23 protein-coding genes, 1 tRNA gene, 2 pseudogenes and 1 other annotated feature are annotated in these 23,664 nt (G+C 49.0%); of the genes and pseudogenes, 3 read left to right on the top strand and 23 right to left on the bottom strand.

Translation table 11 applies throughout. The features are described 5' to 3' along the window. Window positions 1–6: 6 nt before the first annotated feature. The 4 genes and pseudogenes from AC15IQ_RS10350 to AC15IQ_RS10335 form a co-directional block, all read right to left on the bottom strand. Window positions 7–855, bottom strand: a pseudogene (locus tag AC15IQ_RS10350) (RuBisCO large subunit C-terminal-like domain-containing protein); the annotation flags it as partial. A gap of 109 nt (window positions 856–964) precedes the next feature. Then, window positions 965–1,099 (bottom strand): hypothetical protein, encoded by a 135-nt coding sequence (locus AC15IQ_RS10345; protein ID WP_483178977.1) that lies wholly within the window; start codon window positions 1,097–1,099, stop codon window positions 965–967. A 42-nt stretch (window positions 1,100–1,141) separates the two neighbouring features. Further along, on the bottom strand, window positions 1,142–1,300 hold the full coding sequence (locus AC15IQ_RS10340; protein WP_483178976.1) for a hypothetical protein: 159 nt from the start codon (window positions 1,298–1,300) through the stop codon (window positions 1,142–1,144). Window positions 1,301–1,496: 196 nt separating this feature from the next. Beyond that, window positions 1,497–2,528 (bottom strand): annotated as a pseudogene (locus AC15IQ_RS10335) (NRDE family protein). A gap of 266 nt (window positions 2,529–2,794) precedes the next feature. Between AC15IQ_RS10335 and AC15IQ_RS10330 the strand changes: the two are divergent. Continuing rightward, window positions 2,795–3,256, top strand: coding sequence for a CBO0543 family protein (locus AC15IQ_RS10330; RefSeq protein ID WP_483178974.1), 462 nt, complete (start codon window positions 2,795–2,797; stop codon window positions 3,254–3,256). Window positions 3,257–3,350: 94 nt separating this feature from the next. Here the strand turns inward: AC15IQ_RS10330 and AC15IQ_RS10325 are convergent, their stop codons facing one another. From AC15IQ_RS10325 to AC15IQ_RS10270, 12 genes are all read right to left on the bottom strand, one after another. Continuing rightward, window positions 3,351–3,941: an indolepyruvate oxidoreductase subunit beta gene (locus AC15IQ_RS10325; RefSeq protein ID WP_483178973.1), complete on the bottom strand. Its 591-nt coding sequence runs from the start codon at window positions 3,939–3,941 to the stop codon at window positions 3,351–3,353. A gap of 2 nt (window positions 3,942–3,943) precedes the next feature. Then, a complete protein-coding gene (iorA, locus tag AC15IQ_RS10320) occupies window positions 3,944–5,701 on the bottom strand; it encodes an indolepyruvate ferredoxin oxidoreductase subunit alpha (RefSeq protein ID WP_483178972.1) in 1,758 nt (585 codons plus the stop codon). Window positions 5,702–5,845: 144 nt separating this feature from the next. Continuing rightward, window positions 5,846–6,394 carry a spore protease YyaC gene (yyaC, locus tag AC15IQ_RS10315; protein WP_483178971.1) on the bottom strand — a complete coding sequence of 183 codons (549 nt, stop codon included), beginning with the start codon at window positions 6,392–6,394 and terminating at the stop codon, window positions 5,846–5,848. 7 nt (window positions 6,395–6,401) lie between these two features. Then, entirely contained in the window at window positions 6,402–7,514 is a 1,113-nt protein-coding gene (hisC, locus tag AC15IQ_RS10310) for a histidinol-phosphate transaminase (protein ID WP_483178969.1), read from the bottom strand. A 185-nt stretch (window positions 7,515–7,699) separates the two neighbouring features. Next, window positions 7,700–8,530 carry a polyamine aminopropyltransferase gene (gene speE / locus AC15IQ_RS10305; protein ID WP_483178968.1) on the bottom strand — a complete coding sequence of 277 codons (831 nt, stop codon included), beginning with the start codon at window positions 8,528–8,530 and terminating at the stop codon, window positions 7,700–7,702. A 17-nt stretch (window positions 8,531–8,547) separates the two neighbouring features. Beyond that, window positions 8,548–8,859 carry a hypothetical protein gene (locus tag AC15IQ_RS10300; protein WP_483178967.1) on the bottom strand — a complete coding sequence of 104 codons (312 nt, stop codon included), beginning with the start codon at window positions 8,857–8,859 and terminating at the stop codon, window positions 8,548–8,550. After that, window positions 8,859–10,226 (bottom strand): replicative DNA helicase, encoded by a 1,368-nt coding sequence (locus tag AC15IQ_RS10295; RefSeq protein WP_483178966.1) that lies wholly within the window; start codon window positions 10,224–10,226, stop codon window positions 8,859–8,861. Before AC15IQ_RS10295 ends, AC15IQ_RS10300 begins: the two co-directional genes overlap by 1 nt. A 44-nt stretch (window positions 10,227–10,270) precedes the next feature. Next, window positions 10,271–11,425 carry a DnaD domain protein gene (locus AC15IQ_RS10290; RefSeq protein WP_483178965.1) on the bottom strand — a complete coding sequence of 385 codons (1,155 nt, stop codon included), beginning with the start codon at window positions 11,423–11,425 and terminating at the stop codon, window positions 10,271–10,273. Between the two features lie 224 nt (window positions 11,426–11,649). Then, complete coding sequence (locus tag AC15IQ_RS10285; RefSeq protein ID WP_483178964.1) at window positions 11,650–13,248, bottom strand: MBL fold metallo-hydrolase RNA specificity domain-containing protein; 1,599 nt, start codon at window positions 13,246–13,248, stop codon at window positions 11,650–11,652. Window positions 13,249–13,300: 52 nt separating this feature from the next. Next, window positions 13,301–13,777, bottom strand: coding sequence for a hypothetical protein (locus tag AC15IQ_RS10280; protein WP_483178963.1), 477 nt, complete (start codon window positions 13,775–13,777; stop codon window positions 13,301–13,303). Between the two features lie 143 nt (window positions 13,778–13,920). Then, on the bottom strand, window positions 13,921–15,087 hold the full coding sequence (locus tag AC15IQ_RS10275) for an aminotransferase class I/II-fold pyridoxal phosphate-dependent enzyme (protein WP_483178961.1): 1,167 nt from the start codon (window positions 15,085–15,087) through the stop codon (window positions 13,921–13,923). A gap of 5 nt (window positions 15,088–15,092) precedes the next feature. Then, window positions 15,093–15,581: an Lrp/AsnC family transcriptional regulator gene (locus AC15IQ_RS10270; protein WP_483178960.1), complete on the bottom strand. Its 489-nt coding sequence runs from the start codon at window positions 15,579–15,581 to the stop codon at window positions 15,093–15,095. A 77-nt stretch (window positions 15,582–15,658) separates the two neighbouring features. Beyond that, window positions 15,659–15,867 (bottom strand) — a binding site (T-box leader). A gap of 99 nt (window positions 15,868–15,966) precedes the next feature. Between AC15IQ_RS10270 and AC15IQ_RS10265 the strand changes: the two genes are divergently transcribed. Continuing rightward, entirely contained in the window at window positions 15,967–16,290 is a 324-nt protein-coding gene (locus AC15IQ_RS10265) for a hypothetical protein (RefSeq protein ID WP_483178959.1), read from the top strand. Window positions 16,291–16,319: 29 nt separating this feature from the next. Here the strand turns inward: AC15IQ_RS10265 and AC15IQ_RS10260 are convergent, their stop codons facing one another. The 3 genes from AC15IQ_RS10260 to AC15IQ_RS10250 all read right to left on the bottom strand — a co-directional run bounded on the left by AC15IQ_RS10260 (window position 16,320) and on the right by AC15IQ_RS10250 (window position 19,553). Further along, a complete protein-coding gene (locus AC15IQ_RS10260) occupies window positions 16,320–17,465 on the bottom strand; it encodes an alkaline phosphatase family protein (protein WP_483178957.1) in 1,146 nt (381 codons plus the stop codon). A 62-nt stretch (window positions 17,466–17,527) separates the two neighbouring features. Next, window positions 17,528–19,192, bottom strand: a complete 1,665-nt coding sequence (locus AC15IQ_RS10255) for an ABC1 kinase family protein (RefSeq protein WP_483178955.1) — start codon at window positions 19,190–19,192, stop codon at window positions 17,528–17,530. A gap of 64 nt (window positions 19,193–19,256) precedes the next feature. Continuing rightward, window positions 19,257–19,553, bottom strand: coding sequence for a phasin family protein (locus tag AC15IQ_RS10250; protein WP_483178954.1), 297 nt, complete (start codon window positions 19,551–19,553; stop codon window positions 19,257–19,259). Between the two features lie 314 nt (window positions 19,554–19,867). Between AC15IQ_RS10250 and AC15IQ_RS10245 the strand changes: the two genes are divergently transcribed. Beyond that, a tRNA-Lys gene (locus tag AC15IQ_RS10245) sits at window positions 19,868–19,944 on the top strand. Between the two features lie 173 nt (window positions 19,945–20,117). Here the strand turns inward: AC15IQ_RS10245 and AC15IQ_RS10240 are convergent. The 4 genes from AC15IQ_RS10240 to AC15IQ_RS10225 all read right to left on the bottom strand — a co-directional run bounded on the left by AC15IQ_RS10240 (window position 20,118) and on the right by AC15IQ_RS10225 (window position 23,445). Beyond that, on the bottom strand, window positions 20,118–20,411 hold the full coding sequence (locus AC15IQ_RS10240; RefSeq protein ID WP_483178953.1) for a ferredoxin family protein: 294 nt from the start codon (window positions 20,409–20,411) through the stop codon (window positions 20,118–20,120). Then, complete coding sequence (locus AC15IQ_RS10235; protein ID WP_483178951.1) at window positions 20,408–21,706, bottom strand: FAD-dependent oxidoreductase; 1,299 nt, start codon at window positions 21,704–21,706, stop codon at window positions 20,408–20,410. The genes AC15IQ_RS10240 and AC15IQ_RS10235 overlap by 4 nt, the downstream gene beginning before the upstream one ends. A gap of 64 nt (window positions 21,707–21,770) precedes the next feature. Beyond that, window positions 21,771–22,676, bottom strand: a complete 906-nt coding sequence (locus tag AC15IQ_RS10230) for an electron transfer flavoprotein subunit alpha/FixB family protein (protein WP_483178950.1) — start codon at window positions 22,674–22,676, stop codon at window positions 21,771–21,773. Between the two features lies 1 nt (window position 22,677). Then, window positions 22,678–23,445: an electron transfer flavoprotein subunit beta/FixA family protein gene (locus AC15IQ_RS10225; protein WP_483178949.1), complete on the bottom strand. Its 768-nt coding sequence runs from the start codon at window positions 23,443–23,445 to the stop codon at window positions 22,678–22,680. Between the last annotated feature and the right edge of the window lie 219 nt (window positions 23,446–23,664).

The following is a 23,664-nucleotide window of genomic DNA, read 5'->3' as shown; positions in this document are numbered from 1 at the left end:
TCCTCCTTAACCTTTTATATCAAAGATGCCAGCCTCTTCCTCTTCCATGAGGCCCCAGGCATCTATGGCAGCTTGCAATTCGGGATGCTGTTTGCCTGCTTCCACCAGAGAAATCCCTGCCACTGCGGCATCGATCACCTGGCGCATAGCCCGGGCCCCTGCGACTGGCCCCATGGGATGGCCGTGGATAGCGCCGCCGCAGCCTATGATGCTGTCAGCTCCCAGATCGCGATAGATGGCATGAACGCAGTTGGGCATGACTCCGCCGCCCGGCATGGGGAATACCGGTTTGATGTGGCACCAGGGGTTTTCCAAATGGTGTCCGATTTGCAGATAACGTTCCCTCAAGAGCGGGAATTTGCCGAAGGGGCTGGGGAATACCACCATATCGGCTCCGGCCAGTCGGGCCAGTTTGCCCAGAATGAGATAGGAACTCATCCCCGATACCGGCGATTCATACATGGTTCCGGCAAAGTCAAGATGGGCCATTATGGGGATGTTGATTTCAGGATTTTCTGCCAGGTCTTGCATGGCGGAAATGCCAACTGTGAGGTAGTTTATCATGATGGCATTAGCCCCTGCGTCGATAGCTCTTTTAGCATTGTCTAGAACCTTCAAGGCATTGTCCGTAATGTTAGGGGTGTACAAAACCTTGTGCCCGGTCGCTTCATAATGCTGCCGAATAGCCTCCATATATAATTTGATGCGCTGTTGACGGGGATTGAAAGGCGGATCGGCAATCAGTTCATCATCTTTAATAATATCCACCCCTCCTTCGACCGCTCTGGAAAACAGTCGGCATCCCACTTCAGGGGTGTATCCGGTACAGGGCTTGATCATGTTGTTTAATAGCGGCCGGTCATAAACCCCAGAAGTTCGCGAACCCTGCTACCCGAATTTAGGACCTTTAAACTGTGCCAGAAAATCTGCAGGAAACTTGATATCCAAAGTTTTAGCGGGCCGATCATGAAATGTTGCCGATTATGGTGGACAATAGCATGGGGATCTGCGGGCCGAAATTTACTGCCGGGAAAGCCAGTTGGAACACCCACTCGCGTGTATCCTGCCATTTCGGCACCTCATATTCATTGCCAGGCACCTCGTAAATCCCACTACCTTGGCAACATATTTCTCCTCACCCTCAGGGTCTTTCTGGCACCGCCACCCAGGTGCCGGTGGTTTGTTCGATAGCAATTGAAGCGATCTTTTTAACAATATCCACTTCTCTTGCAGTCTGCAAATAGTAGGTAGCCAGCACATAGCCACCCATAGCCTCAATCTGTTCCGGCAGAACCATCATATTAGGTCTGACAAAATCGACTCCTCCTTGTGAATAGTGTGAATGCAACAACCAATGCCTTACCGTGCCATCGCACTCTGGTCAGAACATCAAACGCCGCGTTATTCTATATTCACAGGGTGCTCCTCACCCGGACAAAATATTACAAATTACAAAGGCCCCGGGGTTTGCCCCGGGGCCTTGGAAAACAACTGCCCTATTTTATGCTGTCGTAGAATGTCTTCAAATCTTGTTTATACTCGCTATTGAGATCGTGCCAACGAATACCTTGAATAGCGCCTTCCAGGCTGCAAAGCGTGTTGTATCAGGTGTCCCCCTCTTGTTTGCGCAGCCTGACAAAGGCCTCCTTGCTTCCCATCTTTAGCAATGCAGATATATCTTCAACCCCGATGGAGGCCAGGCGTTTTTCCATGTTCTTACCAATATTAGGCAGATCGCTGAGCCGCAACTTGGCCTCAGGGGGCAATATTTCGCAAGATGCCTGTTCCCATTGGTCGACCTTTAAGGGTTCAAAACTGCGTTCCCAAAAACGCATACGCTGCTTGCGGTCGATTAGTAAGATGGTAGTAACCCTGGTGCCATAATTATATTTCTCACTGCACACGAACATCGGGCCTAGCATGCGTTCCAATTCCAAACCGACTCCGGTGTCAGGCAGGTCTTGATCCTCAGGATATTCCTGGTCGGCCATGATCTCAAACAACTGTTCCACGTCTATATCAGCTGGATGCAGGGCTTTACTAAAAGCAGCAGTGCCTTTGCTAACTTTGGGCCAAGGAACATCGAGCAGACTATTGCTCAAACCATGTACTCCTGGTTCAACCTCGCGAATTTGCCTCTCCCGATTGGAATAATAGAACAGTTCGCGATAATTGCCCAGCAACAGATTAAAACCGTTGTAGTCAAGGCCGGTTGCTTCAATTGCCTCCAAATAGTGCTGCGGCGAGAGTTCACCGGTGAGATAGTTCTGCACCAGGATGCCCCGAGAAGGAGCATTGTCTACGTGGTTAAATGGATCACGGTAGTTGGTTATAGCGGCAAAACTGCCTTGCCGATTGACCCCCAGCCAGGTACCGCCTTTCTGCAGGTCCCTTCCTGCCACTATATCGGGAAAATCCTCCCAGACCCCTGCAGGGGCCGTAGGGCGTTTATAAAATTCATCGCGATTGGATGCCAGAACCAGTTTATATAGCGGATGACAGTCCCAGCCAAATAAGATAAGACACATGTTATGCTCTCCCCTTCAAACTTCAGCAATCAGCATTCGGCAATGTCTCCAGAATGCATAAAATATAGAAATATAATACCGCAGATAAATCAGATAATAAAGCAACTTACAAAGGCGGTTCGTTAGTAGCAATAATAAGCAATGTTTCGACATATGTAAATTTCTGAGTTTTTGCGGAAAGAATAAGGACAGGAGTGTTTTGCATGTATGCTAAGGTACTGTGAACTGATGCATCGGATTAAATTTACATTTAAGGATTTTTATTAATGTCGAAAGAAAAAGTCATTGAGATATCATCCTGGGTATTATTAGTCATCCTGCTTTTAGTTTTTGTGCCATTTAGCAGGATTCGCGAAGCCCTGGTGGTTTTTTTCGTCAAACAGACGATTACTTGGTATTTCGGCGTACTGGTGGTGCAGTACGGTCTGATCGAATATCCACTGCGTTTTTTTCCCAAGGCTACCAACACCAGCTTCACTTTCGAATTTTTCATATACCCTGCAATTTGTGTTTTATTCAACTTATATTATCCATTTGGGACCAGCTATTTGTGGCAGTTTGCCTATTATGCCGTTTACACCTCGGCTATTACCGCATTTGAGGTCGTTTTGGAAAAGCACACCAACCTGATTACATATATACGGTGGTCGTGGTTTTGGACCTGGGTCACAATTTTACTGACTTTCATAATGTCAAACTGGTTTTATCGCTGGTTCTTCAATCTCTAACCGTTGAATACTCTTCAAAACAGCCAGGTGCAAGCAGGGTCAGTTCTTGTATCCCTGCTTGCACTTTCAATGCTTCACAATATATCACCAGGCACTATGCTGAATACAGTTCCAATCCGGCCTTAAAGGCCTGCAGATTAACTTCCAGGGCCTTGGCCGGAACAATATGTCGGATGGCTTTTTCGAGCTCATTGATGGGCAGATGAACAGCCGCAGTCAAGACCCCTAGTAAAACCACATTGGCGGCTTTAACATTGCCGCAGGCAAGTGCGGTACTGGTGGCGTCAACTACCAAGGTGTCAGGCACCAGGGCTTGAATGCGCTCGACGATATCATCGGGATATTTGACCTTGCCGCTCATCACTGGAAGAGGGTCGATCTGCTCATTGTTTATTATTACTCTGCCCCCGGGCTTCAGATAGTCCAGCCAGCGGGCCGCCTCGATCTTTTCAAAAGCCAACAGAATGTCAGCATCGCCTTTTTTGATAATGGGTGAATAAACCTTGTCCCCGTAGCGCACTTCAGAAACCACGCTGCCGCCCCGTTGAGCCATACCGTGTATTTCTGATACCTTGACATCAAATCCCATCTGAACGGCAACATCGGCCAGAATCCGACTGGTTAAAAGGGTGCCCTGACCGCCCACTCCGACGATGAGAACATTAGTTACCTTTTGCTTATCCATGTTTATCCCTCCACTACCTTGATGGCATCAAACTTGCAAACTTGTGCGCAGAGACCACAGTTTACGCAGGAGTTCTCATTTATAACAGCCTTGCGCTCTGATTTCACCGGCGAATCCAAATAGACCAGTCCAGTGCAACCGAGCCTGATGCACACTGAGCAACCATTGCAGATATCCTGATCGATGTAATATTTCTGACTGGCGGGCTCGTGGGGAATGAGCACACAAGGCCGCTTGCATATTATCACCGAAGGTTCGCGCCGTTGCAATTCGGTCTGCAGTGCATCCTGCAGTTGTTCCAGATTGAGAGGATCCACCACTTGAACATGTTTCACTCCGATTGCTCTCACCAGGGCTTCCAGATCCAGGCGTGCGGTGGGCTCCTGGCGTATGGTCAGCCCAGTGGCGGGGTGATCCTGGTGCCCGGTCATGGCGGTGGTATCATTGTCCAGTATCAATACCGTCGAAGTGCCCTGGTTATACACCACATCTACCAGAGCGGTAATGCCGGAATGCACGAAAGTGGAGTCCCCAATCACCGCCACTACTTTGTCAGCAAAATCAAGCCCACGGGCTTTTTCCATGCCCAACGCTGTGCCGATACTAGCCCCCATGCATACACAGGAGTCCATACCTTCAAGCGGTGCGATAGCTCCCAGGGTGTAGCAGCCGATGTCCCCCATTACCGCCAGTTTCATCTTTTTGAGAGTATAGAACACCCCCCGGTGCGGACACCCGGCACACATCACCGGAGGCCTACCCGGCACCTGAGTGCTCAGCCCGAACTGTGCGGCAGATTCAATTCCCAACAGTTTCTCTTCAATCAATTCCGGGCTGTACTCGCCTATTAGCGAAAACAGTGATTTGCCCTCCACTGCCAGCCCCAGTGTCTTCACAAAGGTCTCTATTACCGGTTCCAATTCTTCAATTACGATCAGCCTCTTGACCCCGGCTGCGAAAGAACGAATCAACTGTTCCGGCAAGGGGTTTACCAATCCCAACTTAAGGATAGAAACCTGAGGCAGCACTTCCTTGACATATTGATAGCATATCCCGCTGGTGATGATGCCCATCTCTCTGTCTCCCCACTCAATGCGGTTCAAGGGGGTTTCCTCAGCGTACTCTTTCAGGCGCAACAGATTTTTCTCCACTTCCACATGGCGGGTTTTAGCAAATCCGGGCAGCATGACGAATTTGGGAGCATTTTTCTTATACAAGGGTAATTCCCTGGGCTGGGGATCTTCACCGGTTTCCACCAGGGTCTGTGAATGCGCCAGACGGGTGGTAATTCTGAACATGACCGGGGTGTCATACGCTTCACTGATATCAAATGCCAGTTTGCAGAAGTCCAGAGCTTCCTGACTGTCAGAAGGTTCAATCACCGGCATCTTGGCGAAGATACCGTAGCCACGGTTGTCCTGCTCATTCTGAGAAGAATGCATGCCGGGGTCATCGGCAGATACCAAAACCAATCCGCCGTTTACTCCGGTATAGGAAAAGGTATATAAAGGATCAGCGGCTACATTGACCCCAACGTGCTTCATGGCCACCAGTGTTCTGGCTCCGCCGATGGAGGCTCCAGCGCCTACTTCCATGGCTACTTTTTCATTTGGGGCCCATTCCGCATATACTCCGGGAAACTCTGCAAAATTGGAAACGATCTCGGTGCTAGGTGTACCAGGATAAGCAGCAGCCACAGTAGCTCCGGCTTCAAACGCTCCCCTGGCAATAGCTGCATTGCCTATCATAAGTCTTTTCATGCTAATCCTCCTTACCCCATAGGTCTAATACAAAAAAGCCTCCACCCCTTAGCGATGGAGAGACATTGCCTACAATACTGAGCTTGGGACGGGTATTGATTCAAATGAATGATAACACAGGTCAACTTTTCGTGTAAATAACAATTACCTCCACTGGTTCCCGCTTCTGGTGGAGTCCCAATGGAGCAAGGCCTGGCTGACCAGACAGGCCATATGATATACATGGGCCAGCGAACCGTAGGTAATCGGTCTGGCGGTACGCTGGTTATGTCTTACCCCTACTACTCCGGTAATGGCTAGCTCGCCTACAGCAGGCAGGCGTTTGCCTACTGCTTTGGCGGGCAGCAATGAGCCGCGCCGTACCTTAATAGTGCCGATTTCAACCTCTGTACCCACCGAAGCGTCGATAGCGATCTCAAAGCGATCATGATGGGCCTCTTGGATGAGGCGCAGCTCGCGTGGAATGTTAGAGGCATGCAGGGGATGGTCCAGGTCTCCGTATACCGGCACTGCAATCCCCGCTTTATTTAGCATGGATCCGGTAAGAGGCCCGAAACAATCCAGAACATGGCGGTCTGAGCCGATGCACAGTATGACCGGGGGCCCAGTGATATCTTTTAAGGCATCGATTATTACCGCCTGCAGTTGAACTGCCACTCCGGCTTCAGTGTAATGCTTGTTGAAAAACACCATAAAATTATTATCCCTCAGTTTCCTGCAAGACCGACTGTAAAGCATTGATAAAACGCTGGTTTTGCTCGGGGGTGCCGATGGTCACTCGTATTGCGGTAGCACAGCCAAAACTTTGGCAATTGCGTATAATAACACCTTTATTTAGCATGCCCCGAAAAACCTCGCCTGCATCCCGGTCTACATCAACAAAGATAAAATTGGCTTCGCTAGGGGCATACTTCAAGCCCAGTGCATTCAGTTTCTCATACAGAAAGGCCTTGCCGGCCCGGTTGTTCTCCAGGCTCTGGGCTATATGCTCCACATCATCAAGTGCTGCCATGCCGGCATATTGGGCCAGGCTGTTTACATTGAAAGGTTCTCTGACCCGTTCCAGGGCTGCGATGACCTCCGGACTGCTTATACCATAGCCTAGGCGAAGTGCGGCCAGGCCATACAGTTTGGAAAAGGTCCTGAGCACAATGGTCTGCGGCCTTTCACATAAAAGGGTTTGCGCGCTGACAAAATCAGCACTCTGCACATACTCTCCGTAAGCCTCATCGACCACTAGCAAGACCTCATCAGGAAGGCGGCGGCTGAATGCTCTCAGGTCCTCCTCCCGTACCATGGTTCCGGTGGGATTATTGGGATTGCAGATAAAGACCGCTTTGGTCCTCGAAGTAACACGCTCCAGCATGGAGTCAAGGTCATAGTCATTACCCTGAAGTGGAACTTTAATACAACTTGCCCCCATTATGGTAGCCACAAACTCGTATTCGGAAAAAGTGGGGCGAGGCACTATAACCTCCTCGCCGCTGTTGATGAAGGCTTCAGCCAGCATCTTCAAGACCTCATCAGAACCGTTGCCAGTCACGATACAATCGGAAGTCAGATTCAACTTAGCCGCCAGCTTTTTTCTCAGCTCGAAGTAATTACTGTCAGGGTAAATATGCATATCATCCAGGTGTTGGCTGATAGCATCCTTGGCCATAGGAGAAGGTCCGAGAGGATTCTCATTGGAGGCCATTTTTATCACATCTGTTAACCCCAACTCCCGTTGCACTTCTTCGATCGGTTTGCCTGGTACATATGGCGCCAGCTTGAATATTGGCGGCCTAGCCTGACGGGCAACGTAGTTTTCCACTTTCCAACCTCCGTCTGTATAACCTGAATACCGAGACAGCTGCTCGGCATACGATGCTAAAAAACACAGGTGTTTCTTACGGAATAACCGCCAAAAAACACCTTGCACAACAAGATTCAATTCCCAGGGCGTGCCGTCCTTCCGTACTGCTCGCCTTAAGCAAGCCTTAGCATCTTGCTTCCAGACTAACCCAGTCGTTCCCGTATGAACTGCGGCAGAGCAAATGCCGCCTGGTGAATCTTTCTATTATAGTATTTTAAACCATCGATATTATCACTGTCATCTGATAATTGCAGCGGATCGTAACATTTGCTGGCCGCAGTGAATGACCAGAAGCCGCTCACATATGTGGGCACAACCGCTAAATACACCCGGGTGAGCGGAAATATGCCACTTAGATTACTGACCACGGTATCGAATATCTGCGGATAGAACAGTGGTGATTCGGATTGTGCTACCAACATGCCGTCTTCATTAAGGGCCTGGTAGAGGTCCTTATAGAATGCCTGGCTGTACAGCTGAATGGCCGGTCCTACCGGATCGGAGGAATCGACCAGGATGATATCGTATTTTTTATCTGTTTCACGGGCGAATTTGATGCCATCGTCTATATACAGTTTCACACGATCGTCGCTGAAACCCTGGGCAACTCCAGGCAGGAAGGTTTGACTTAGCTCAACCACGCGGCGGTCGATCTCCACCATATCCACTCCGGTAACCTGGCGATGTTTCAGCACTTCGCGAAGAGTACCTCCGTCACCGCCTCCGATGATCAATACCTCTTTCGGGTTGGGGTGGCTCATCAGCGGTACGTGGGCCATCATCTCGTGATAGATGAATTCATCCTTCTCGGTATATTGCACTGCTCCGTCCAGGATCAGGGTGCGGCCCCATTCTGCCAAATCTGCTATCATCAGTTTTTGAAAGGGAGTAGTCTCCTGATGGAGCAACTGCAGCATACGCCATTGCACCGAATAACCAGGGGTGTTCTCTTCACAAAACCAATTTCCCGTCATAATATTACCTCCCTTGCTTAGGACAACTCCCCCAGGCTGATCAACTCGCGCAGCAATGCCAGGTTGTGCTCCCAATCGTCCTGATCTTTGAAGTCCATAGCCAATAGAGTTGCTTTAATGATAGTATCGATTTCCTCATGTTCCGCAGCGGGCTGCCAGTTTTTCAGCAGATCGATCAATTCCCGCTGCTGTTGTTTGATAATGACCGCTTCCAAGAGATTGAGCAGGAAGTTCAATTCTTCCAGCTCTATACGACCGGTCATGAAAAGGTCCATTATAACCGTGGCGGTATCATCGTAAAGCTTTTTCCATTCTTGTTCGCCCGGCATCAGCGCCCGATCCTTTCAGCATCCTTCATTGACTGCTTCTGCAGGTCAAATTGGATAGGAATGCGCACCCCGCTGCGCCCGTCACGGTTTTTTTCTATAGTAATGTAATAATTCGGATTGAGGTATTTCTTCAGCTCTTCATCTTCGACCAGGTCTTCCTTGGGAATAGGGCTCAGTTTAAGCATAAGGTCGCACTCGTTCTTCATTCTCTTGGCGCCCTGCAGGGTGCCGTCAGGATTCAGCTGAACCAGGCACATGACTGCGATCTTCAGGTTTTGAGCCAGCATCTTTTGAGTCTTCACGATCTGCTCTAGAATCTGCCATTCCTGCAAGCGCGGATCATGCTTTTCCATGCGTCCGATGTAGTCGATTATCATCAGATCGATTTTTTTTTGGGTCCTGAACTTGCGTGCGATGGAAATAGTCTTCTCCGGGGTCAGGTTGGGGCAGGGATAGGAATAGAACCCGCTGCTGCGCAACCTGGAATAGCCGTTCAAGATGATCGACAACTCATTTTCATTTATATCACCGATGCGGATGCGATCATGTTCGATTAATGACAGAATGGATCCCCATCGTAAGGCAATCTGTTGGCGGCTCATCTCAGTATTGAGATAAAGCAAGTTCATACCCTGGTCGACAGCCACCGCCTTGGCAGTATGAAGGGCAAAAGCGGTTTTCCCGTGTCCGGTCTGAGCCCCTAAAATGATGAGATCGCCAGGCTTATAACCTAAAGTGATGCGGTTTAAGCTGTCGAACCCGGTGGTCAGACCATCTAATGGTATGACTCCTTTATATACTTCCTGTATCTCGCGGAAGCGCAGGAAGCGGCGCTCCACTTCATCATAGCCCAAATTGGCCATATCCTCGGGGGTGTCAACATGATCATCAATCTCTAAGGCGGTTAAATTGGTGAGTTTCTCTTCGGCCTCCATCAGCAGCTGCTCCACATCATGGTCAGCTTCATTATGTAGTAATTCCATGCTATTCTTGAGGAATTCCACAAATTTGCGCACCCGGGCCTTGTCGCGCACCTTTTTGATCCAGTATTTGATATTCTCATCGTCTATGTAGTGTTCAACGATGTGTTTCAGTTCTTCTATATCCCGGGTACTCTTCAGTAATCCCAAAGAGTGCCCCTCTTTCAAGACCTCCACATAGGTGGGTCTTATCTCCCGGGCGTATAAGGCTACCGTCAATTCAAACACGGTGGCATGCTTGGGTGAATAGAAATCGGCCGCATTCAGGCTGTTATGGGCCTCTATGCACGCCTCTTCGGAGTGCATTATGGAGGACAACACCCTCTTCTCACTTTCCAGGTCGAACATCAATTCATCTGCCAGTTGCTGGCGGATACTAACGGCCATTTTGTCACCATCCTAAATATAAAACGGGGATGTCCCCGTTCATATTATACCTTAGTTTTAATCTCTTCAGCATTGGGAGGTATGTAAATTTCATAATCAAGAGTGGCTTTGGGCTTGTTCCCCGACCTGACAGTTTCCGTCTCTTTGCGGTTCTTCCGCTTTAACAGCTTGAAGCTCTTGATCTCTGCCTCCACCTCTTCCAATTGGCGTATCTCTTTGCTCATCCAGTTGGAGAGGACACTATCCACATATTCCAAGCCTCCGCTTTTGGTGCGTTGGCACATGATCTCACCAGCCTTCATGATCATGGCGTGGGAAAAGCCCCAGTCATAACGCCATTTATGGTATACCCGGCGCCTGGCTTCAGCCTCCATATCAATACCGGTAAAACCTTCGAACTCTAACATATCGGGATCAAAACCTGGATTGCGCGGTGCATTGCTCGCACTCCGGTCCACAAACCGGCTGAAATAAACCTCCAAACCATCCAGATTGATGATGGCGTATTTCTTGACGTCTGACGCTATGCGGCTGATCTCCCGGGGGTTTTTTATGCCGCGTTCAAAGCACAATTCCAACATACACAACAGCAATTCGGGTTTTAAGGCCATATCCCCCAACCAGCGCCTCAGTTCAGCTACCATGCTGGGACTGACCAGGCTGCCGGTCTTTTCAGCGATGAAATCAGCCACTTTCTTAAAATCATTTTGGTTAACCATGGCCACCGGAAGAGGCGCTGGCTGTCTTTCCTGCAACTGCAGCTGCAGTTGTTCGATCTGCTCTTGATATTGCTTTATAACCGCCGGGGATAAGGCCGCATCTGCCCTTCGCCCGGAAAAATGGGGGTGATCCCGAATCAGGAGACTTTCCAGCTTGTCCATCAAGGGTTCGATATACACTATCCTTTCGCTCATGCCGTTGCCGGGTTGCATGATCTCTACAAGTTCTAACTTCTGCAACCGTTTCAGTTTGCTGTTCAACTTCTGTTTGCTCAACGAAGGGCAGACCTGCAGTACTTTTCCGATCTCCACCCCGGTGTTGTATAGCGGTTTGCTCTGTTGGAATGCATAAAGGATGGTGGTGAGTATACCAATATCATCGGTATTTATGTCCAGTTCCTTGGAGTACTCAAAAATAATGCCGGGTACATTGACACTTCCCCAGCGAATCATCTCCACATAAGCAGATCTTTCAGACATATAGCAAATTCCTCCAACCAGCAGGTAAAGGCATTATAACACTATATTCCAGACTCTAACAAGGCACAGAATTTTGAGATTACAAAGCGTTGAAGAACATAATTCCAGTTAAATAGGAGTGAAATATATATGTAGACAAATACTGCAGGTTTTTACCCTTGACGGATTTAAAAACCTGTTATCTTGGTATTTCAAGGCACCCGTTCCATCTGGGGCGCTTTAATTTATGTGATCTGGCGGTTGAGCTGCTGCTCCAGTTCTTGAACCGCCTTCATAATCTTGTCGTAGCGGCCTTCTTTCCAGTTTTCCTTAAACATGTCGTGCAGTTTCAAGGATAGGGCCAGGTAGGCCTGCTCAGCCTGCAAGGCTTGCGGCATGATGCCCTCCCGGTATTCCATTTTGGGTTCCAGGGGTTCTAAGGCTCCCAGGGTGAATTCATCCAGCCATTGGGGGATAAACACCGGCAGGTTAAGTTCGGTGCGAAAATGCTCAGCCAGGGCATTGAGCGATTCGTCTTCGCCGTGCACCAGGAAGACGCCCTTGGGCGGAGTTACAAAGCCCTTTACCCAATTGGTCAGACCTTTTTTGTCAGCATGCGCGGAATAAGCCTCTATGAATTGGATGTCAGCCTTTACTGCCACTTTTTCGCCGTGAATGGTCACTACTTTTTCACCGCTTAAAATGCGTTTACCGAGTGTACCTTCAGCCTGGTAACCCACAAAAAGCACTGTAGCTTCCGGACGCCATAGATTGTTTTTTAGGTGGTGCTTGATCCTTCCGGCTTCACACATGCCGCTGGCTGATATTATAATGGTTTTGCCTTGACGGGCATTGATGCCCACAGACTCTTCCTGAGTTCTGGTGAACTTGAGATTCATAAGCTTCAAGGGGTGCTGGCTGTTGGGTTCCTCCACATATTGGCGGGTGACATCATCATAAAATTCGATGTGTTTTTGAAAAATCTCCGTGGCCGCAATAGCCAGCGGGCTGTCGATGAATACCGTGATCTCTGGATCCAATTTGCCCTCAAGGTTTAACAAAAACAGATCATAGAGCAGATCCTGGGTTCTTTCCACGGCAAAGGCGGGTATGACTAGATTGCCGCCTTTGGCCATGGTACGGTTTATCACATCCAACAGTGCTTCGCTGCGGCTGCTGAGTTCAGGATGGAAACGACTGCCATAGGTAGATTCCAGGATGATGTAATCAGCGCTTTCTATAGTTGAGGGATCTTTTACAATTGGCTGCCCACTATTGCCCAAATCTCCGCTGAATACAAGTTTAATGCGTTTGCCATCTTCCTCCACCCATAATTCAACTATACAAGCCCCCAGTATATGTCCGGCATCGCGCAATCGCAACTGAACTCCCGGGGCCACATCTATCACTTCATCCTGATTTAGGGAACGGAAATGCTTTAAACTCCTGGTAGCATCTTCCACGGTGTATATAGGTTCGATGGCAGGTTTGCCCGCCCGGCTCAGTTTGCGGTTCTTGCGCTCAACTTCAGACTCTTGTATATAGCCTGAATCAGGCAAGAGAATCTGAGCCAGTTCTTCAGTAGCGTGACTGCAGTATACTAAGCCTTCAAAGCCATGTTTACAAAGCTTGGGAATCAGACCGATATGATCGATATGGGCGTGGGTCGCGATCAAAAATTGAATTGATTTGGGGTTGACGGTGAATTCCTGGTAATTTCGTTCCTGTAATGTCCTGGGTCCTTGAAACAATCCGCAATCTACGGCAAACCGGGTTGCCCCGGTCTCGATAACGAAAAAAGAACCGGTTACACTGCGGGCAGCTCCTAAAAATCGCAGTTTCATGTGCTACGCCTCCGATATAATTCCTGCCCTCAATTATATCGTATATGGAGGCTTATACTGCAACTATTTTGCACATCCCGCGATGCCGGGAAAGAGTGTCGAACCCCTGATAGAACTCTATGATTTCCATCTTGATGCGGCTGGAGCTCTGGCTGCGCAGGGCTTGCTCCAGGTTGGCGAATCCGTTGCGGCCGAATTCCTTGACGGTTTCGTTGCTGTCCAGATCCTCGATCAGTTCGGCATATTTGTTGTGCACTTTTTCGAATAGGGCATAATAGAGTTCCTTGATCTGCATGACCCGACGGGTTATCTGCTGCAGATCCAATTCCTCAAGTTCGATCAGGTGCAGCAGGCTATGCAGCAGATTAATGAGCAATTTGTTGTGGAACACCGCTGCCATGACATCGCGTTTATACTGTTTGCACAACAAATAGCGCAAATACTCTTGTAATTCACGTTGCGACGCTGGAGTGAGCTTCTGATAATTGGTAAGTAGTTCTATATCTTTGAGGCCAATGTCTGCAAACATCGGAAAAAACCCCCTTTGCATTCCTAACAAAAGGGGTTCAACCAGAAGAGCATTAGTTCCTTTAAAAATATTTCGTATTATTACTGGGCTTTTCTCGCAAATTCGAGGCCATTTTGCATTTTGAGAGCATATCCAGGCCTATTTTAGTATTTCCGGTGTCGATTCAGGAAGCTGCCCATCCTCGAAACCGCCTCTTCGATATGATTGACATTGGCTGCATAACAGCATCTGACAAAACCTTCGCCGCAGGCTCCAAAGGCATTGCCGGGAACCACTGCCACTTTCTCTTCTTCCAATAGCTTTTCGCAGAATTCCTCGCTGCTCATCCCGGTGCAGCGAATGGAGGGGAAGCAATAGAAAGCGCCTTTCGGTTCAAAACAATTCATGCCGATATCGTCGAAACCGGCCAGGATGATGCGGCGGCGGTAATTGTAACTCTCCACCATCTTGCGCATCTCCTGCTCGCCATTGCGCAAGGCTTCAAGTGCAGCCTTCTGCCCCATAATGGAGGCACACATGATGGAATACTGGTGGATTTTCTTCATGGCATCTATGATGTCGGAATGTCCGCAGGCGTAACCGACACGCCAACCGGTCATGGCGTAGGCCTTGGAAAACCCATTCAACAAAACTGTACGGTCGCGCATTCCCGGAAGCGAAGCAATAGAAACATGACTGCCGTTGTAGGTTAGTTCAGAATAGATTTCATCGGTAATTACTATAAGGTCGTTTTTGATAATTATGTCCAGCAAAGCAGTCAGGTCTTCCTCGTGCATGATGGCCCCGGTAGGATTGCTGGGATACGCCAAAACCAGCACCTTGCTGCGGGGAGTAATACATTTTTCAAGTTCTTCAGGCTTGAGACGGTACTGATCGCGATTGAAGGTCTGCACCGGCACCGCTTTGCCGTGGGCCAGCATAGCCCCAGGAGCATAGCACACGAAAGAGGGTTCTGGCACCAAGACCTCGTCCCCCGGTTCGACCAGGGCCCGCATGGCCAGATCCACGGCTTCACTAACCCCGATGGTGATCAGAATTTCATCTTCCGGAGAATAGCACACCCCTATCTTGCGCTTCTGATATATGGCTATCTCCTCTCTCAATTCGATCAACCCGTGATTGGAGGTATACATGGTATACCCATGCTCCAGAGCATGGAAACAGGCCTCCCGTATATGCCAGGGAGTGACGAAATCCGGTTCCCCCACCCCCAGGGAAATGACCCCTTGCATCTGTGAGGCCAGGTCAAAAAACTTGCGGATGCCAGAAGGAGGCACGGATTTGACCACATTCGAAATATATCTGTCCATGCTGCTCACGGACTAATCACCAGCCTTTCATCTTCACGGGCATCTTCAAATACAAAATTGTCGACTTTGTAAGTTTTTAGTACAAAATGCGTTACTGTGCTCTGCACCTCGTCCAAAGTGGATAATTTGTGGGAAACAAAGTTGGCTATTTCCTTCAGATTACTGCCTTCGACAACCACAGACAGATCATATGAACCGCTCATCAAATGCACGCTGCGAACCTCGGGGAACCTGCAAATCCTCTCTGCCACCCCGTTAAAGCCTACTTCCCGCTGAGGGGTCACTTTAACCTCAATGGTGGCGGTCACACCGTTGCCTTCCATTTTATCCCAGTTAATTACTGTGTTGTAACCGAGTATAACCTTGTCATTTTCCATTTGCTGGATAGCACGGATGATGTTGTTCTCTTCCTGGCCCAGCATGGTAGCGATCATTTTAGGGCTTAACTTGGCTTCATGGGAGATCAGATTAAGTATCTGTCTCTTCAGTCCCATAACAATTCCTCCTTCTGGCATAATTACGGGTTTGGCTCGAGTAGGTCATATTTGTACAAATAAAAAAACCCTCATCCTCAAGGGACGAGAGTTGCTCCCGCGGTACCACCCTAATTGGCCTCAGCCCGGCTTCATATTGTTAACGGCAATGCCGTCCGGCTTTCTACCTGGTGGTATTTAACCGGAACTCGCAGGTGGCCTTCACTGTCAGCCCACACCGGTTCTCACCTTTCCCCGGCTCTCTTCAGTCAAGCTGTGCAGCTACTCTTCTGCTCATCGTTTATAGCTATTTAATTGGCTTATTGAAGCATGATAACATGCTTCGTCCTGACCAGTCAAGCACCGGCTTAAAATATCCTGTCGAAATTTTTTATGAGGCTCCTATATGGCTACAACTTTCCCCTTAAATAGCAAAACTTTTCCTGAACTATTTGAAATGTTCACGCATATTATTAATTTAAACAATCTGGAGGTGATCGATTTGCATCCTGCAAGGAATCTTAGCCCCGAAGAGTTATCGGTAGCTATGAAGCTGGACAATTATTTTAACCATGTGGAGATGGACTTTCTGGAAAAAGTTTTCCAGGCCCGGCTTATAGCTACTCATGAACTAGAATCAGGCCAGCCCACTTCTGAAAAGGAACGTAACCGCATCATAACCTTCATGGATACCTTAGACACCATCTGGCATAAGCTGACCGGGCAATGAAAGCCGCGGTCAGCCATTTCGTCCCTTCCTCATTTAAACAACAGGAACCTCTTTTTCAAGAGCAGATATTCTACCCCATAACCTGCCAGCAGTAAAGCTATTATACCCAGGAACAGAACACGCTCTATGGTCAGACGCTGACTAAGATTGGCTATGACGCCTTCTTTCTGTCCGGCATAATCGAAAATGCTCTGCCTTTCCTCTTTCATAGATGCGATCTGATGGTAATTGCGATAGATCTCATCCTGCATCAAGTAGTATTGTTCCCAGTTGGCGGTACGCTCCTCTTGCAAAGCCTTGACCCACTGGTTCAGTTGGGCATTGCGCTCATTACTGGTATAGAGCAAGGCATCATACAGCGGGATGCCCCGGCTGCCTGCCGGCGCTTTTAATCCCGAGAGCATGCACAGGGTGGGAGTGACATCGATCACCATTGCATGGTTGATACGAGTTCCCATCTGAAAACCAGGTCCATGGATGATCAAGGGGACCTGTGCGCTGGTGGAAACATTGCGTGGCGAAGTCACAATAATGATGGAATCATAATATAGTTTTTCATTACGCAGAAAAGTCAAGAATTCACCGATGGCCTGGTCAGTTTTGGTCAAACTCTGATAATAGCGTTTATTATCCAATGTGAGCACAGCCTCCCGGCAGTCGTTGAGCACGATGTAATTGAAGTAGGGTCTGGCTTGTTTAAAATGTTCCACCACTTTGGAAAGCCGTTCCTGATCGCTGATCTCAGCAGCATATTGGGCATAATGAGCCGCGCCATAATCTAAGGACTTCAATTTGCCGCCGCTGCCGTCATACAGCATGAAAGACCGGCTGCTCTGATTGAAAACATCCAGTATGGTGGCCATTTGTACCCGGTCTTCAGAACTGTAGAATTTATGCTGTTCAGGGATGGCACCGGTTAGCAGCGACACTTGCGCGGCTTCAGATGTTTCCGCTCTCACTCCCAGGCAGTGTTCATCGATAACCCCCTCACCAGCCAGGTGTTTGATGTTTGGTAAAGGATTGCTATTATATCCCTCATAGCTTAGCCCATCTACTGAAATTACAAAGATATGCTTTAAAGAGGATGCTTCTGCTCTTGGGGTCGGCGGCAGGATGGTTGTCAAGGCGAGCATAAAAATAATAGTTATTATAAGGACTAAATAGGTTTTTCGCACCGTGATCCCCCCTACATGATTATGATTCATGTATATTGGAGAGGATGAGCTAATATGCTGGTTCAATAACGGCCGCTGCGGATTATTGAGTAGGCCAGGTATAGGCCGATCAATACCGCCAATATGAACCCCACCTCTACCAGAGGGAAATGTCTTAAAAAATAAGTCTCGGCTTGATCCACGATAAGTGAACAGCCCATCAGTATACTGGACATCACGATGGCCAGACAAATGCGGTTGGACACTATGTCTATGCGAATCATCAGGTCCCTCAAATTGCTGTATTCCATCTTAATCTGCAATTCGCCATCTTCCAGTTGCTTGACCATATTACTTACACTACGCGGCAGGGTTCTGGCAATATCAGATGATTCGAGCGCAATGGCCCGAGCCTCGGCCGCGATACGCCTAAGAGAATAGCGCTCTTTGAGGGCCTTTTTACCGTATGGGCGGGCTATGTCAACCAGGCTGATGCCAGGGTCCAGCATAGTCAAGATGCTCTCCATAGTCAGCAGCATCTTTACCATCAGAGTCATTTCGGTAGGCATGCGCAGGCGGTGTTGGACTGACAGATCCAGTATCTCTCGTAAGGCTGCGCCGAGATCGATACCAGTCAGCGGAACCCCGTAGTACTTCTGGGCCAATCGGCTTACATCACGGCGCAGATTGCTGAGATTGACGGTTTGGTCATCACTGGCTATACTCAACAAGGCCCGGGTTACCCCATCGATATCGTAGCGCATCATGCCTATGACCAGGTCGATGTATTTATCACGGGTGAGTCGGTCCACGAAACCCACCTGTCCGAAATCATATAATACGATCGCTTCCCCTTCTGCTATGGCTATGTTGCCGGGATGTGGATCGGCATGAAACAGGCCATCCACATAGATTTGTTGAAACAGACATTCGGCCAGGTTTTTCACTACTGCTTTGACTTTAAGACCACTGGTACGGATCAGATTGATATCAGAAGTCTTTATTCCCGGCACATACTCCATCACCAAGACCTTTTCTGAACTGTACTGACAGTAAACCCGAGGTATAATAACGTGTGGATTATTGGCATAATTTTCTAGAAAGCGCTGCGCATTAAGAGACTCTTTACGGAAGTCCATCTCATTGCGGATGGCTATGCCTAATTCCTCCACCAGTTCACTGACGCGGTAATGGTGGGCCCAGCTTTGGTGACGCTCTGCATAATGGGCCAAATCCATGATAATAGCAAGGTCTATCGCCACTTGCTGATCTATGCCGGGACGCCTGACTTTGACTATGACCTGTTCGCCGCTTTTTAGCTGGGCCCGATGCACCTGTCCGATAGAACCGGCAGCAATCGGTACGGCTTCAATGGCCGCAAAAACCGTTTTGATATCCAGACCCTCCCCCATCATCACCGCCGCCACCTCTTCAAATGCAATAGGAGGCACCTCGTCCTGAAGTTTTTCCAGCTCACAGATGTAGTCCGGACCCAAAATATCAGCCCGGGTACTCAGCAACTGTCCCATTTTTACAAAAGTAGGCCCCAGTTCTTCACAAACCAGCCGCAGACGTTTGGGTAAAGAGTCCCCCAAAGACACATAATTCCGCCCCCCATAGCGCAGCAACCAGGGGTGGCGGTAACCTACGCTGTTGACCATAAAACCGAAGCCGTTTTTCACCAGCACATTGGCTACCTCGCGATATCTGGGCAGCCTTTTTAAATGAGCCAAAGGGGCGTATCTCAATTGACACCTCCAAAAGTGCAAAAGCCGGGCTATTGCCCGGCAGTGTATATTTCCTTGGTATTGATCAAAGGGTCGAAATCTTTTCCTCTAAGGCTTTTATCCTGGTTTCCAGAGCCTCCAGGTCCTTCCTGCTAACCAGGCTGAACTGGTTTTTGATCTCTTCATACTCCTCTTTGATCATCTGGCGGAGCTGTTCTTTTTCTTCCGCTCCTTTCTTTATGGCTTCATCAATAAACTGTTTGGCCTCTTCTTTATTGACATCGCCCTTTTCTACCATCTCATTCATCATTTTTTCAGCCTTTTCCCTGGTCAAGCTCAAAGCTCCCAGTCCGAAATATATCATTTTTCTCATCATCGGCATATTAGTCCCTCCTTGCTCTGCAATCTATAACCAGAATATCATAACTGCCGCGTCAATACTATTTTGCCCAGTCAATCCATAATCATGCAAATTCTACCCCGACATCTTTTTATAAAAAGGGATGCCCTTTTACCCGGCATCGGCCGCGGCAGCTAGGGATTATGGGTACATTATCCAGCGTTCTGGCTATGCTGGTTAGAGCCGGGATGAAAGCTTCTGTAAGGCTCTTATCAAGAATCTTTTTGCCTCAATCACCTATTTCCTGTATTGATTTCTATGAATACAGGCGGTATAATATCAATTGCGGCACAAATGGGCCATTAGCTCAACTAGGCAGAGCAGGTGACTCTTAATCACAAGGTTGAAGGTTCGATTCCTTCATGGCCCACCATTCGAAAAAGAAGAAACCACGGCAGCTTATGCAGTCCGTGGTTTTGTTGTTGGGTCCGTTTATTCTGGAGCAAGGTGCAGAAATCGAGCTGTATTCCGTTAATAATGCGGGGTTAGTCTATATACCGCAACCAGTGTGGTGAGACGCGGATCACTACGTGGATTTGGCGTTTATCAGCCGCAACGGTAATTGACCCCGAAGGTGCCTCGGGGGTAGACCCATTTAATTATACCCTTTTCTTTGCACATCACCCGGCAGGTTCCGCATTCCAGGCAACCGGCATAGTCGAAGCTCATCTCCCCGTTTTTGTCCAGTTTATATAAAACCGCCGGGCACACATACAGACAGGCTTTGTCACTGCAGCGGGCACAAATGGCTTTGTCTATAATGATATGTGCTTCTTCTTCATCCACATTGAATTTGTTTTTGCTTAACAGTTCAGGTGCTGACAGTCTCGCTATACTCATAGTGATCTGACCCCCTTAATGCCCAGTTTCGCCAACTGCCAGACGGTTAAGCCATTGGCTTTGATCGCTCCCAGCACATTGTCTTTCATTCGCAGCGGCACTTCACCACTGATTCTAAACAGATTTTCCATGATATCGTTGGCCAGGTTGGGTATTTTGTCATATATCCAGGGGGTCTCTAAAACCTCAAAGTACCCGTCTGCCGCTTTCATGGCAGGCAGGAGTTTTAAGCGGTTCAGCTCCTGAATGTAGTTAGGACCGACCGAAGCGATGTTTTCGGCAGCGGCTATAATGGCATTGGCGGCTGCGATGCCGCTCACTATGGCCAGGTCGATGCCACGAATGGAATATCCGGTATTGATCACAAACCCGGCAGCGTCTCCTATCATCAGGAACCCTTCCCGGTGTAGTTTGGGATGGATGCCCCTAACGCCTGCTTCACTTACCAAATGGGCTGAATACTCGATTGTTTCCCCTCCAGCAATCAATGGGGCGATGGCTGGATGCATCTTCAGATCCTGGAATATTTCATGGACTGACCTCTTGTGCTGTGCCACTTCCTCAGGGGTAAATACACATCCCAGCGATATGCTCTGTTTATTGGTATAGAGGAAACCGCCGCCGTGAATTCCTTCGGTGCATCCCAACAGCATGCGCGCTGCACCTTCATCAGCTTGGAGGTTGAAGCGCTCGGAGATGGTCTGGGCAGGAAGTTCGATCACTTCCTTGACCCCTACTCCCATGGTTTTAGCCGAGATATCTTGTATCAGCCCGGCCTCTTGGGCCATGAAGGAATTGACCCCGTCGGCAGCTATGACCACATCGGCATACATCTCATCTTCACCGGCAACTACCCCTGCTATTCGGCCTTCCTCTTCGATGAGCCGGTCGACTTTGATCCCGCAGGCTACGATGGCACCCATCTCTTCCGCTTTACCCGCCAGCCATTCATCGAATACCGCCCTCAACACGGTAAATGATACCGGGGCTTGATCCTCAGCATTGAAGCCGGGTTGGTGGAAGTCGACGGTGATGGCCCGCTGACCTGCTAGCAGCATTATTTGCTCGTGGGTCACCCTTCTTTCCAGAGCTGCTTCGGCAAATATACCAGGTTCCAGCATTTCCAGGGCATAGGTGTAAATCCTGCCCCCGGTTACATTTTTGGAACCCGGGCTATCGCCCCGTTCTATTACCAGTACGTTCTTGCCGGCTTTAGCCAGAGTATAAGCACAGGCGCTTCCGGCTGGACCGGCCCCCACTATTATGGCATCGAATTTATCTTCTGCCTGGCTCAAATTCAACCCCCCCTTTATTCCGGGTATGGTTTACCCGGTGCACTCGCATTATATTGTAATCAGATTATTTCTTTAGAGCTTCGGTCAGCATCGGCACCACTTGATAGAGGTCTCCCACTATGCCATAGTCGGCCGCCTTGAAGATGGGTGCCTTCTCATTGGTGTCAATAGCTACGATCAGGCCGGCATCACGGATGCCGTAAACATGCTGTATTTGACCGGAAACGCCCATGGATAAATAAAGCTTGGGCTTTATAACCGCTCCCGAAATACCGATATAGCTCTCCACGGGGAGCCAGTGCCTTTCCTCTGCTATGCTCCTGGTACAACCCAGTTCCGCTCCCATGACATCCGCCAGATCTCTGGCTATCTGCAGGTCCTCCGCCTTATCCAGGGCCATGCCGACACAGACAACTTTTTCGGCCTTGGAAAGGTCTACTCCTTCTTTGACGATGGGGGCTGTTTCCATTAGTGAGACCCGGTTATCAGCGGGCAGTTCCAGGGATAGGATGCTGGCTTCACCCTGTGCCGTTGCAAATTTACCGGGCGGAATAGTTATTACACTTAATCCGGAGAGTTTTTCGGTTTGTTGTACTGCTCCACCGTACATCATCCTGGTACAGACGATTTGATCGCCCTCAAAACCAGCGGCAGCGATGTCGCTGACCATGGCACAGTCCAAATAACCTGCCACTCTGGCGGCCAGGTCACGGCCTCGGGGGGTGGCACCCACGGCAAACAATTCTGCGCTCTCGTCTTTCAACATCACAGCTATAGCCTGGGCGTAGTTCTCGATCATCTCGCTTTCGCCTTTAATGGCTATTATTTTATCTGCTCCGGCATTCTGTAACGCTTGAGCATCTTTCTCACCCAGGGTGAGCACCACAGATTGTCTTCCGTTTAACCGGGCAAATCCGATTATTTCCCTGGCGATATCGGCTTGATCGCTGTATACAAATATGCCTGCCACTTTACAGAACACCTTCCTTTCTCAGTGCGGCGACCAGCGCTTTGACTTGCTCGGCCAGATCGCCCTCATTAAAAATGATGTTCTTACGGTCCATTATATAACCTTTTATTTCACTGATTGTGCTTAGCGGGCTTAAGTCTACCCCTAGATCAGCAGCCTTAAGTTCATGGACAGGTTTTTTGCCAGCCGCCAGGACCGCCTTGAGTCCGGGGATAGGCGCCGGGTTGATCTCGGGCAAAACTGCCACAACTGCGGGGAGATCTACTTTAACCGTCTGCAGGCAGTCATCCAGTTTTCTTACTGCAGTCAGCGTATTGCCAGTGAGTTCCATTTTACTGACGGAGGTAACTACCGGCAGATCCAGGAACGCACCAATGCGAGGTGCTGTTTGCCGGGAATAGGTATCGCTGGCCCCTTCCGCACAGATTATCAAACTTACATTCTCTAATTTTTTGATGGCGGCAGCCAGGGCCCGTGCAGTTGCCGCCCCATCCGCCTGGCTGGCTTCCTGGGCTTTTATGTAGCAGACTTCATCAAGCCCTCTGGACAGGGCATCTTTGAGGGACGGTTTGGCATCGGAGGTCCCAAAGGTCACTCCGACCGCCTTGCCTCCCAGGACCGCTGCCGCCTGTATGGCGGCTTCAATGGCGTTTTTGTCATAGTCGCTGATTTTTCCCTTGGCCTTGCTCAAGTCGATGCTCAGGTCGGCATTTATTCGTATATCTGCTTCATCGGCAACCCACTTGTAACAGGCGATCACTTGAGACATACTAACACCTCCTCGAAATTTGCACCCATTCCAGAATGTTTGATGGCGAAATGGGTTATTACATCTAATTATATAATTGCTGTCACTATACCATATTTAAGCCACCTAACGAAAGATGGGCGCTTTGGCTGTTGAGCCGGGAATAGTGATTCGCCAACATACCAGCATGAGAAAGCCTCGGGATGAGAAATTACCTGTCAGATCATAGTACAACTGGAG

This window comes from Syntrophomonas sp. DTU019, assembly GCA_913757435.1.
Lineage (GTDB): Bacteria > Bacillota > Syntrophomonadia > Syntrophomonadales > Syntrophomonadaceae > DTU019.
Note: the sequence above shows the minus strand (reverse complement) of the source record. Positions and strands in the feature narration are given on the sequence as shown.

Bases quoted from the DNA above. Each gene is read 5' to 3' on its own strand.
- AC15IQ_RS10340 (WP_483178976.1), bottom strand. From the start codon at position 1,300: ATGATGGTTCTGCCGGAACAGATTGAGGCTATGGGTGGCTATGTGCTG.
- AC15IQ_RS10240 (WP_483178953.1), bottom strand. From the start codon at position 20,411: ATGAGTATAGCGAGACTGTCAGCACCTGAACTGTTAAGCAAAAACAAA.
- AC15IQ_RS10250 (WP_483178954.1), bottom strand. From the start codon at position 19,553: ATGCCGATGATGAGAAAAATGATATATTTCGGACTGGGAGCTTTGAGC.
- iorA (WP_483178972.1), bottom strand. From the start codon at position 5,701: ATGAAAAGACTTATGATAGGCAATGCAGCTATTGCCAGGGGAGCGTTT.
- AC15IQ_RS10285 (WP_483178964.1), bottom strand. From the start codon at position 13,248: ATGAAACTGCGATTTTTAGGAGCTGCCCGCAGTGTAACCGGTTCTTTT.
- AC15IQ_RS10295 (WP_483178966.1), bottom strand. From the start codon at position 10,226: ATGGCCGTTAGTATCCGCCAGCAACTGGCAGATGAATTGATGTTCGAC.
- AC15IQ_RS10325 (WP_483178973.1), bottom strand. From the start codon at position 3,941: ATGGATAAGCAAAAGGTAACTAATGTTCTCATCGTCGGAGTGGGCGGT.
- AC15IQ_RS10270 (WP_483178960.1), bottom strand. From the start codon at position 15,581: ATGGGACTGAAGAGACAGATACTTAATCTGATCTCCCATGAAGCCAAG.
- speE (WP_483178968.1), bottom strand. From the start codon at position 8,530: ATGACGGGAAATTGGTTTTGTGAAGAGAACACCCCTGGTTATTCGGTG.
- AC15IQ_RS10330 (WP_483178974.1), top strand. From the start codon at position 2,795: ATGTCGAAAGAAAAAGTCATTGAGATATCATCCTGGGTATTATTAGTC.
- AC15IQ_RS10280 (WP_483178963.1), bottom strand. From the start codon at position 13,777: ATGTTTGCAGACATTGGCCTCAAAGATATAGAACTACTTACCAATTAT.
- AC15IQ_RS10275 (WP_483178961.1), bottom strand. From the start codon at position 15,087: ATGGACAGATATATTTCGAATGTGGTCAAATCCGTGCCTCCTTCTGGC.
- yyaC (WP_483178971.1), bottom strand. From the start codon at position 6,394: ATGGTGTTTTTCAACAAGCATTACACTGAAGCCGGAGTGGCAGTTCAA.
- AC15IQ_RS10225 (WP_483178949.1), bottom strand. From the start codon at position 23,445: ATGTCTCAAGTGATCGCCTGTTACAAGTGGGTTGCCGATGAAGCAGAT.
- AC15IQ_RS10265 (WP_483178959.1), top strand. From the start codon at position 15,967: ATGGCTACAACTTTCCCCTTAAATAGCAAAACTTTTCCTGAACTATTT.
- AC15IQ_RS10300 (WP_483178967.1), bottom strand. From the start codon at position 8,859: ATGCCGGGCGAACAAGAATGGAAAAAGCTTTACGATGATACCGCCACG.
- AC15IQ_RS10290 (WP_483178965.1), bottom strand. From the start codon at position 11,425: ATGTCTGAAAGATCTGCTTATGTGGAGATGATTCGCTGGGGAAGTGTC.